Annotated in this window: 9 protein-coding genes and 1 pseudogene; 9 read left to right on the top strand and 1 reads right to left on the bottom strand. The window is 47.8% G+C overall.

Going from position 1 to position 11,310, the window contains the following annotated elements; all coding sequences use genetic code 11:
• Positions 1-58 precede the first annotated feature (58 nt).
• The 8 genes and pseudogenes from ACWOEX_RS04495 to ACWOEX_RS04460 all read left to right on the top strand — a co-directional run bounded on the left by ACWOEX_RS04495 (position 59) and on the right by ACWOEX_RS04460 (position 9,512).
• Entirely contained in the window at positions 59-1,246 is a 1,188-nt protein-coding gene (locus ACWOEX_RS04495) for a NupC/NupG family nucleoside CNT transporter (protein ID WP_455298301.1), read from the top strand.
• A 41-nt stretch (positions 1,247-1,287) separates the two neighbouring features.
• Positions 1,288-2,235, top strand: coding sequence for a nucleoside hydrolase (locus ACWOEX_RS04490; protein ID WP_455298299.1), 948 nt, complete (start codon positions 1,288-1,290; stop codon positions 2,233-2,235).
• 11 nt (positions 2,236-2,246) lie between these two features.
• Entirely contained in the window at positions 2,247-3,167 is a 921-nt protein-coding gene (gene rihC / locus ACWOEX_RS04485; protein ID WP_455298298.1) for a ribonucleoside hydrolase RihC, read from the top strand.
• Between the two features lie 272 nt (positions 3,168-3,439).
• Positions 3,440-4,699 (top strand): UDP-N-acetylglucosamine 1-carboxyvinyltransferase, encoded by a 1,260-nt coding sequence (locus ACWOEX_RS04480; protein ID WP_455298297.1) that lies wholly within the window; start codon positions 3,440-3,442, stop codon positions 4,697-4,699.
• A 13-nt stretch (positions 4,700-4,712) separates the two neighbouring features.
• Complete coding sequence (gene rho / locus ACWOEX_RS04475; RefSeq protein ID WP_455298295.1) at positions 4,713-6,149, top strand: transcription termination factor Rho; 1,437 nt, start codon at positions 4,713-4,715, stop codon at positions 6,147-6,149.
• A 39-nt stretch (positions 6,150-6,188) separates the two neighbouring features.
• Entirely contained in the window at positions 6,189-6,650 is a 462-nt protein-coding gene (locus ACWOEX_RS04470; RefSeq protein WP_455298294.1) for an aminoacyl-tRNA deacylase, read from the top strand.
• Positions 6,651-6,664: 14 nt separating this feature from the next.
• Positions 6,665-6,943 (top strand): annotated as a pseudogene (locus ACWOEX_RS04465) (nucleotide pyrophosphohydrolase); the annotation flags it as partial.
• Between the two features lie 250 nt (positions 6,944-7,193).
• Complete coding sequence (locus ACWOEX_RS04460; protein ID WP_455298292.1) at positions 7,194-9,512, top strand: exo-alpha-sialidase; 2,319 nt, start codon at positions 7,194-7,196, stop codon at positions 9,510-9,512.
• Between the two features lie 121 nt (positions 9,513-9,633).
• On the opposite strand, the gene ACWOEX_RS04455 is transcribed toward ACWOEX_RS04460, so the two are convergent.
• Complete coding sequence (locus ACWOEX_RS04455; RefSeq protein WP_455298290.1) at positions 9,634-10,125, bottom strand: S-ribosylhomocysteine lyase; 492 nt, start codon at positions 10,123-10,125, stop codon at positions 9,634-9,636.
• Positions 10,126-10,267: 142 nt separating this feature from the next.
• Between ACWOEX_RS04455 and ACWOEX_RS04450 the strand changes: the two genes are divergently transcribed.
• Positions 10,268-11,296 (top strand): AEC family transporter, encoded by a 1,029-nt coding sequence (locus tag ACWOEX_RS04450; RefSeq protein WP_455298289.1) that lies wholly within the window; start codon positions 10,268-10,270, stop codon positions 11,294-11,296.
• Positions 11,297-11,310 lie beyond the last annotated feature (14 nt).

Raw genomic sequence — 11,310 nt, 5'->3', positions numbered from 1 at the left:
AAAGAGATGGAGTCATTTTATTCTCAGTGATTCCCGAAATAATAAGGAGGACAGGTAGATGTCAGGAATTTTAAGAGGCGTGCTCGGGCTCGTCATTATTGCTGCCTTAGCTTGGGTGATGAGTATGGATCGCTCGAAAGTGAAATGGAAGAGCAGCATTATCTTATTAGTTATTATGTTTGTTCTTGCCTTTGTCAGTTTGAAGACAACGGTCGGGATTACGGTATTGAACGGCGTTTCGCAATTCTTTACCTGGTTGATCAACCAAGCAGGTGAAGGGATCGCGTTCGTATTCGGCGACAACAGTTTTGCGTCCGGATCATTCTTCTTCGCTGTATTGATGCCAATGGTGTTCATTTCCGCATTGATCGGGATTTTACAGTACACCCGCATCTTGCCATACGCGGCAAAAGGTATCGGTTGGGTCATTAACAAATTGACCGGTATGGGTGAAGTGGAAAGTTTCATGGGTATCTTTACCGCACTCTTGGGTCAGCCAAACTCTTACATGGCGATCAAAGACAAAATGGACATGTTGGCACCACGCCAGATGTTCTTGATCAGTTTGTTCGGTATGACCTCTGTGAGCGCGTCCACAATGGGTGCTTACATGCAGATCGTCGACGGTAAATACGTTGTGGTTGCCGTATTACTTAACTTATTCGGTACGTTATTGATGGGTTCATTTATGGCACCATACGATGCGGATGAATTCGCCATTCCGTTAACCGTTGAATCTAATGAAATCGAAAAAGACGGCTTCTTCACCGTCCTCGGTAACTACATCAACGATGGGTTCCAATTGGTATTGATCATCAGTGCGACCGTTCTCGGTTTCGTTGGTTTGATCGCATTGTTGAACAATACATTTATTTCAATTATTGGTATTTCTTTCACTGAAATCTTAGGTTACGTCTTCTCACCACTTGCCTTCATCATGGGTATCCCTTGGGAAGATGCCGTATCTGCAGGTAGTGTCATGGCAACGAAATTGCTCAGTAACGAATTCGTTGCGTTGAGCGAGTTCACCCCAATGATGGGTTCATTGAGCGAACGCACCGTTGCCATCATGAGTACCTACGTGATTAGTTTCGCTAACTTGGGAACAGTTGGTATGATCGTCGGCGGTTTGAAAGGAATCAGCCAGAAACAATCAAAAGTTATTGCTTCTGACACCTTGCGCTTGATCGGTGGTTCTCTCTTAGTTTCTATGCTCAGTGGTACAATCGTCGGTTTCTTTATTTAATTTAGGTAGTTAATCGTCACAGTTTAATTGGAGGGTTTCTGATGAAATTAATTTTGGATTTAGATACAGGTATTGATGACGCTATGGCCCTTGCCTACGCAGTGGGTCATCCAGATGCTGAAGTGATCGGTGTCACTTCCGTTTTCGGTAACGTTGAAACCGAACAAGGTGTAAAGAACGCCAGCGCTATCTTGAAATTAATCGGTCGCGAAGACATTCCTGTATTCAAAGGTGCCACACACAAATTGACGGACACTGAAGATTACGTACAGGAAGAAGCCAGTGGTATTTTCCACGGTCGCAACGGTTTGGGTAACATCGACCTCGAACCCGGTAACAACATCTCTGACGACGACGCGATCGACTTCATTATCGAATCAGCGAAGAAATACGGCGATGACTTAACATTCGTTACAACCGGTCCATTGACCAACGCCGCATTAGCCATCCAAAAAGATCCAGAAGCAATGAAACAGTTGCACGGGATCGTCTCCATGGGTGGAGCGTTGACCGTTCCAGGTAATGTCAGCATCGTGGCAGAAGCCAACTTCAACAAAGATGCTGAAGCTGACAACATCGTCTTCGACAGCGGTTTGCCAGTGACCATGGTCGGTTTGGATGTCACATTGCAGACATTATTGACTGAAAACGACATCGCACCTTGGGAACACGGTACAGAAGCAGAACAGGCATTCTTCAAATTCGTGACGTACTACTTCAAAGCCTACGATGGTGCTTACGACGAATTAGCCGGCTGTGCACTCCACGACCCATTAGCGGTTTCTGTCGCTTTGGATCCTAACTGGGTGAAAGGTGACACCTTCCGTCTCCGCGCTTTAACAGATGACGAACAGTACGGCCGCATCGTTCAAAACTTGCCAGCACTTGCGAAAGGCGAAGAAGAAAACGTTCGTGTCGCACTTCACGTTGACCCAGAAGCTTACGACAAACACTTCTTAGCAACGATTAACAACGCGTTACAAAAATAGGAGGCTATCTCATGGCTAAACGACCCATTATTTTTGATACAGACCCAGGAATTGATGATGCGATTGCGATTTCCGTCGCATTGCAGAACCCTGACTTAGACATCCGCCTCTTCACGAGTGTCGGCGGTAACGTTGGGATCGAGAAGACGACCAACAACATTTTGCGTCTTCAAGCACTCTATGAAACAAACATTCCAGTCGCAAAAGGGGCTACTGAACCATTGATCCGTAACATCATCGACGCAGCTGACGTGCATGGTGACAGCGGAATGGACGGTTACGACTTCCCAGAAGCGAAGAATGAATTATTACTCGACGAACCGGCTGTACTTGCTATGCGCCGCGTATTACTAGAAAGTGATGAAAAGATCACGATCTTAGCAGTAGGTCCTTACACCAACGTTGCTTTGTTGTTGAAGACCTTCCCAGAAGTCAAAGAACACATCGAAGAAATCATCGTGATGGGTGGTGCCTTCACACGCGGTAACATCGATGTGATGACTGAGTTCAACATCGGTAGTGACCCAGAAGCTGCTCAGATCGTCTTCGACAGTGGCTTGCCAGTCAGCATGGTTGGCTTGGAAATCGGTGAACAGGCTACCTTGTACATCGATGACGTTCGCGAAGTCAAAGACAACAGTATCGGTACCGAAGCAATGTACAACATGCTTAAGGTTTACCGTGGGAACACTGCGGACGAACAGTGGGAAATGTACGACCCAACTGCATTGGCATACCTTTGCCATCCAGAATGGTTCGAAACCACAGAATGCAACGTCGTCGTTGATCTAGACGGTAAATACACTTACGGTGAAACGGTTGTCGACCTCAAAGGGATGACAGGCCGTGAAGCTAACGTCACAGTACCAACCACCATCGACAGTGAAGCCTTCAAGAGCTGGCTCTTAGGTTCACTCTCAGATGGGAAATAAGCAACACAAAATTGCATAATATAATATGAAAAAATAATGAGCGATACCCTCGTGGTATGGCTCATTTTTTGTATATACTTTTATGAAACAATGTGATATAGTTACGAGATAGTAGAGTATGTTAATTATTTTCCGGTTACTCACAATATTATTTTATCCATAGGGTGAGAAAACTGCTAAACCACATGCTTACATAACTCATAATGACAGATTATTTCCAGAACCAGCGTATATTATGTAATGAATTTGAGAAAGAGTGATGTTTTAAGATCATGCAAAAATATATTATTCACGGTGGCAAACCACTTCGCGGTGAAGTCACTGTCAGTGGTGCGAAAAATAGTACGGTAGCCCTTATTCCAGCAGCAATTATGGCTGATTCGCCAACCGTTTTGGAAGGTGTGCCGGATATTTCGGATGTTCATGCCTTAATTGGTATTTTGGAAGATTTCGGTGTAGCGTGTAGCTTCAAAAATAATACGTTAACCATCGATCCGACTGACATGCGTAATTTGCCGATGCATGAAGGAAAGATCCAGAGTTTGCGCGCATCCTACTACTTTATGGGTGCTTTGCTTGGCAAATACGGTGAGGGGATCGTCGGTTTGCCAGGCGGTTGTTCCATCGGTCCGCGTCCGATCGACCTCCACATCAAAGGTTTCGAGGCGTTAGGTGCTACCGTTCAGGATACGAGCGAAGGGATCTCTCTCACCACTCCGAACGGCTTGCACGGGGCTGAAATCTACATGGACTTGGTCAGTATCGGTGCGACAATCAACGTGATGTTGGCGGCCGTTTGTGCAGAAGGTGAAACGATCATCGACAATGCTGCACGTGAACCAGAAATTATCGATGCAGCAACCTTACTCAATAAGATGGGTGCGGATATTCACGGGGTCGGTACTTCAACCATCCGCATCAACGGTGTGAAACAGTTGCACGGCGTGACTCATCAGATCATTCCGGATCGTATTGAAGCAGGAACATATCTGACAGCAGCTGCTGCGATCGGTGACGGTGTGACCATCAACAACGTCATTCCAGAACATATCGACGGCTTACTTGCCAAGATGGGTGAGATGGGCGTGGAGATGGATGTTTATCCAGACAAAATCGACGTACATCCGCGTACCAAAGCGCTCAAGAACGTTAACATCAAAACGATGCCGTACCCAGGTTTTGCGACGGATCTCCAGCAACCACTCACGCCACTCCTCCTCATTTCAGAAGGACGCGCGGTGATTCGCGACACCGTCTACCCGAAACGTATCGGACACGTCGATGAGTTACGCAAGATGAACGGTAACATCGCGACCGACAACGATGCGATTGAGATCGAAGGCCCAGCAACGCTTCACGGGGCACGCGTCTCCGCCTCCGACTTGCGCGCCGGTGCCGCTTTAGTGGTAGCTGGTCTGATCGCAGATGGCGAAACTATCATCGACGAAGTTAGCCATATTTTGCGTGGTTACGACGATATTCAAGGTAAATTCCAACAACTCGGTGCTGATATTCAGCTCGTTGACGACTAGAAAGTGTGAATGAATGACAAACAGAAACCAATTCGATATCGATTTAGATGAGCGTCTCACCCTCGATCAATTCAAGAATTTGCGTATGGTGGAATTGATTGTTTTTGCGAAGAAATACAAAATTCCCTACTACAGTAAATTAGCGAAGAAAGATCTTGTTGTCGCATTATACAATGCACAGGAACGCGTCTACAATGCGATATCAGATGACGACCGTCACCAGCAGAACGACGATGATGACCAGCAACATTACGAACAACCGCAGAAACACTATCACAAGCGCGAGGAAGACACTGATCAGAACGATCCGAATATGGATCCAAGCTATGACAAAGTCACGGGCATTTTAGATATTACGGGTCCGGACTTCAGTTTCTTGCGCACAAACGGCTACCAGCCGAGTGGTGATGATATTTATATCTCGAGTTCGCAGATCCGCCGTTTTAACCTCCGAAGCGGGGATTTAGTGACGGGGACGGCGCGTCCACCACGCAATAATGAGCGTAATCGTGGTTTGATGCAGGTTTACTCTGTCAACGGTCACGAGCCGGAACAGACGAATAACCGTTCAAACTTCTCGCAGTTGACACCGGTTTACCCGGACACCAAGATTCAACTTGAAAACGCGGACGGTAACTTATCGACACGTTTGATCGATTTGATCGCGCCGATTGGATTCGGTCAGCGTGGCTTGATCGCTGCACCACCAAAAGCGGGTAAAACCATGTTGATCAAAGCGATCGCAAACGGTATCGCCGCTAACTATCCAAAAGCGAAGTTGATCATTCTCTTAATCGATGAACGTCCGGAAGAAGTGACCGACATTTCCAGAAGCGTCGATGCTGAAGTCATTTCGTCGACATTCGATAAGAAACCGGAACATCACGTGAAGATTTCCGAATTAGTGATGGATCGTGCGCGTCGCCTCGTGGAAGATGGCGAAGATGTGATTCTCTTGATGGACTCCATCACACGTCTCACACGTGCCTACAATTTGGTCGTGCCACCGTCTGGCCGTACGCTCTCCGGTGGGTTGGATCCCGCCTGCTTCTATGGACCGAAACGTCTCTTTGGTTCCGCACGTAACATCGAGAATGGCGGCAGCTTGACCGTACTCGCCACCGCATTGATCGAAACGGGCTCTCGCATGGATGATGTGATTTACGAAGAATTCAAAGGTACCGGTAACATGGAATTGATCCTGAACCGTGAACTCTCCGAACGTCGCACCTTCCCAGCGGTCGATGTCAAACGTTCGGGCACACGCCGCGATGACTTGCTTCAGAGCGATCAAGAACAGAACGTTGTTTGGGAAATGCGCAAGGCGATGACGGATGACCCAGTAGAGAACACGGAAACCATTCTCCGTGAATTGCGCCGTGTGAAGACGAACGAACAGCTCATTCAGAACGTGACCGCATTTTTGGACAACGCGCGTAAATCAGACTAAGATAGGCGTAACACCAACTCAGAGAAAGGAATGAATTTCGTGAGCAAAAAAGACAAAAAAACCAATGTCATGCGACTGTTAGAACAGCACGATATTAATTACACCCCTTATCTGTGGAAGGAACTCGATACGCCGGATAGCCCGATGCCACAGTACAAGACGCTCGTCACCGTCGGAAAATCCGGTGATAACTATGTCTTTGTGGTGTCGAGCCAGCGTTCATTAGATCTGAAAAAAGCGGCCGCCATCGTTGGCGAAAAGAACGTCCACATGTTGAAACAGCGCGATCTCGAACCATTAACCGGCTATGTGCACGGTGGTTGTTCCCCAATTGGGATGAAGAAGGAACTCCCGACCGTGATGGATCAATCGATGCTTGCCCACGATGAGATCGCCTTCAGCGCGGGCGAAGTCGGTAAAGCAGTGGCACTCAATCCAAATGATGTGCCAAATATCATTGATGTGAAGTTCGAAGACATTCAGACGGAGGCAGACGAATGAGTTTAGAATCAGTTATGGCGGATATCAATCGATTCCGTGACGCGCGCAACTGGCGACCAAATCACAACGAAAAAGATTTAGCCCTTTCCCTATCATTGGAAGCCGCTGAATTACTAGAGATTTATCAGTGGAAAACACCCGAAGAGGGGAATCAGGATCGCGAACATCTGGAAGAGGAAATCGCCGATGTCTTGATCTATGCCTTTATGTTGGCGGACAACCTCGACATGGATATCGAAGACATTATCGAGAAAAAACTCGAAAAGAATGCGAAGAAATATCCGGCGCCCGAAAGCACCGATGATTCTGAAGTGCTTGGATCCGATGACACGTTGACGGAACAGCAAAAAGCTGCCATGCGTCAAGCTACGCAGGAGGAAGCGGACAACGCGCGCGACGAAATGAGCAAGATTTTCGGCAAGAAATTCTTTTAATACATAGCGAAGAGGCACAGTGTTTGTGCCTTTTTTGTATTTTGTTATGGAAACGCTTATTATTTTTGATAAAATATAACCGTTACAAAAATAGTAAGGAGCGGTTATGATGACAAATCGGCGTAAATTGACAACTTTTGGGATGCTTTCAGCAACAGCACTGAGCACGTTCGCATTGAGTGAAGCGCTCAGTCATGTTCAAGCCGCTGAACTGACAGAAACGACGACACCAGCGACAGTTGTGGCGAGTGAAGACGCAAGTGATACTGTAGATAGCACGGCTGTGCCAGGGACTGCAGCGGATGAAGCATCTGTTCAACCGGTACCAGCAGCTGAAACAGATGCGGATGTGCCCACTGCACCTGCTGATGACGAAGCAACGTATGCGATGAATGTCAGTCTCGGCACACGCGTGTTCGAGGCGGGCAAGAGCCAACAGAAAAACAGCGAAGGTGTCTTCGGTTACCGCATTCCAGCGATGATTCAGACAGTCGATGGCACGTTAATTGCGAGTGGTGACCAACGTGTGAATCACTCGGCCGATTGGGGTGACATCAATATTGTCGCACGCCGCAGTGAAGACGGTGGCAAAACGTGGGAGGATCCGCAGGCTATTATTGACTTACCGACTAATCCAGATTCCGCACACAAGGGTATCACAGACAGTGCCTATAATATCGACTCTGCATTGATTCAAGATCCGGAAACAAAGCGTATTTTTGCCCTCTACGACATGATGCCAGAGATCCAGGGAATCTGGGATATCGATCCGAGTACGGCGGCCTATACGGAAGTTGACGGGGAATTCTACCTCAACCTCTATAAAATAGGTGAAAAAGTACCGTATACTGTCAGAGAAAAAGGTGTTGTTTACACGCCGGCTGGTGAAATGACGGATTATCGCGTGATCACTGAAGCCGAAGCGCCGGCGCACACACTCGGGGATCTCTACCAAAACGATGAAAAGATCGGGAACGTTTATTTCCGTACGAATACGAAGAGCCCATTTCAGATTGCACCGATCAACTATATCTGGCTTTCCTACAGTGATGATGACGGGAAGACATGGTCTGGGCCGCGCGATATTACGCCACAGATCCGTGAAGACTGGATGAAATTCTTTGGGGTCGGTCCAGGTGCGAGCACCGTTCTTCACACCGGTGCACACAAAGGACGCTTAATTGTACCGATGTATACAACCAACCGTACCGCGAAAGATCATCTCAATGGTTCGCAATCATCGTTAGTGATTTATTCAGATGATCACGGTGAAACGTGGCATCGCGGTGAAGCAGCGAACGATGGCCGTATCTTAGCAAACGGCACGGTGCTTTTGGCTGAGACGATGGACAACAAAGCATCTGAAAACTCCGAAGCGACCGTTGTGCAATTAAATAACGGCGATCTCAAAATGTTTATGCGTAATCGCACCGGACATGTCGCCATGGCCACCAGCAAAGATGGCGGAGAAACTTGGGAGGATACGATCGAAACGCTCGATGACATCCCAGAAGTCTACGTCCAGCTCGATGCCCTGCAGACGATGATTGACGGCAAAGAATACCTCATCATCGCCAATGCGAGTGGTCCGGGTCGGACGAACGGAACGGTTCACCTGGCTGAAGTGAATGCTGATGGTACATTTAATTGGGTCATGCACCAAAAGATCCAAGGCGGTAAATACGCTTATAACAGTATTGCCCCGATCAGTGAAGGTAAGTACGGGATCCTCTTCGAACACTCCGGCAATAACGAGAACGACTTCAACCTCGATTTGCGAACTATCGAAATCACGACACCGTACCACAACACGTATGCTGAAGATAATTCACATGAGGATGAAACAGAAGGTGGCGATAGTGTAGTCACACCGCCGACAGACGAGAATGAGAATGATGACACCCAGGATGACGAATCGGATGATACAGACACAGATGAGAATGCATCTGATGATTCCGACACTGAAAATGATGAGTCAGAGACACCAGCACCGGAAGAAGATGTGGAAGCGCCTGACGATGAAGATGATGAAGCGGCGACACCAGATGGCGATGTTAATGCAGCAACCGATGATCTTGATACGGACACTGATCCTCTCGATACCGATAAAGATGTAGCGGGACACAGAGGACAACTATCTACTGATTCGGTACAGGATGATACAGTAAACCAAGGCAATACTGGTGCAGTGTTGCCAGCGGGGACATCACAAGGTACGACAGCACGTTTGGATAGCCAGCGCTTGCCTGGTGGACACGCAGTTGCCTTCGCACAGGTTAAAGCCTCAACGATGACCTCAAATGAACCGAAAGCTAAAGCAGTGACAACGACTGAATTACCACAAACTGCGGGTGCCACAGTAGGTTTAGGTTTGAGCTTAGCGTTGATCAGTGTTGGCTCTACTTTTGCCTTCAAGAAACGTCGCTAAGCCTTAAAATAGCGCTATACACACGAAAATCCTCTAGCACACCATGCGAGACATTGCGGGTGCCAGAGGATTTTTTGAATGGAAAGTATTTATTTTTTACTTGTAGCTGGGATTAGTCTAACTAACGATCGAAATCAACGGTGACGACTTTGCGTTCGAATGGATCGGAGCTGAATCCTTGGTCTAAGACTTTTTTCGCCCATTCTTGTGCAGCGTCGAGGGAGTGATCGCGGTAATTTCCGCATGTTTGACGTTCAGTACCTTGCACGTCATCCCATGAGCTGTTGAGGATGTCGTTGAGGACTTTGGAGTAGACAACTGCCATCTGCTCCGTATCCAGATCATCGCCCCAAACGATCGCGTAGAATCCGGTACGGCAACCCATTGGTGAAATGTCGATCACGTTGTCGAGGTAATCACGGATGTAGGCAGCGGACATGTGCTCAATCGTGTGTACGGCTTCAGTCGGCAATACCTCTTCGTTCGGCTGGCAGAGGCGAATATCGAATTTAGTGATTTTATCGCCTTTTGGACCTTCTTCTTTGCCGGCAACGCGAACGTACGGTGCCTTCACATCATCATGATTCAGGGTAAAACTTTCTACTTCTGCCATGTATGTTTCCTCCTATAATTCTTAGCATTCACGCCCATTATAACGTGACTGACGAAACTTCTCAAAAATCCGAATAAACGTTGCGCCTAACACTTGGGATAGCTAAGATGGAGAGTAGCAATGACGGTATGGAGGGGATCATGTGGATGGATTACTGCAGATGGGTTTAGCGAGTGGGGTGCTCAATGCGCTCGCGACGACACTGATTATGATCGGTATCGGTTTTCTAGGGGCGAAGGGGGGACTGTTCACCACGAAAACGAGTCAGGAACTCAGCAAAGTGCTGTTGAATCTGGCGGTACCGGCGCTGGCGTTTACGGCATTCATGACCGACATCAATCGAGAATGGATTCAGCATAGTTTCAGTGTGCTGGTGCTCGGGTTCCTCGTCTTTCCACTGTTGTTGGTGGTGATGCCGCTGTTGTATCGCCACGAGACAGAAGATACGAAAGTCATGTTTTCGCAACTCACCGTTTTCGGATCGATGACCTTATTCGGTCTACCGATCGTTCGCTCACTCTTCGGGACGGAAGCCGTCATTATCGTGAACCTCTACAACATCGCCTTTCGCGTGCTGCTATATTCGTATTCCTATGTCAAAATGAGTGGACTTGCGATCAGCAGTGACAATGTCCGCAAAATCTTTGGAAATTTGACGACCATCCTAACCATTGTCGGCGTCATTCTGTGGGTCGCGCAGGGGGCGATGCCACAAACAATTGTGGATGGAGCATCTGTTAGTATCTTTCGGATCGATCAGACGTTACCGTGGCTCTATCATCCGCTCGAACTACTTGCAGGGCTTTCCTCGCCACTCGCCTGGCTCATGATTGGTATCCAGATTGCAACAAGTACGCAATCCAAAACCACTTCGAACCGTGAGATTTATTACTTTACGTTCATGAAATTAGTCGGTGCACCGCTGATCACATTGCTCGTCATGATGGCAGTACAACAGACAGGAGTATTAGCGTTTAACCGCGTGGCAGCGCAGACAGTGACGTTACTGATGGCGACACCGCCCGGAAACGTGCCGATCGTTTATGCGATGAGTTACAATCGCTCAGCCGAACTCGCCTCCAAAGCAGCCATTGTCACCACACCGCTCACCGTTCTCGCCATGCCGCTATGGTTACTGATTGTCGGTGGTGTCTGGGGATTAATTGCCTAAACTGAGATACAAAA

The sequence above is a fragment of the Aerococcus vaginalis genome, assembly GCF_053762225.1.
Note: the sequence above shows the minus strand (reverse complement) of the source record. Positions and strands in the feature narration are given on the sequence as shown.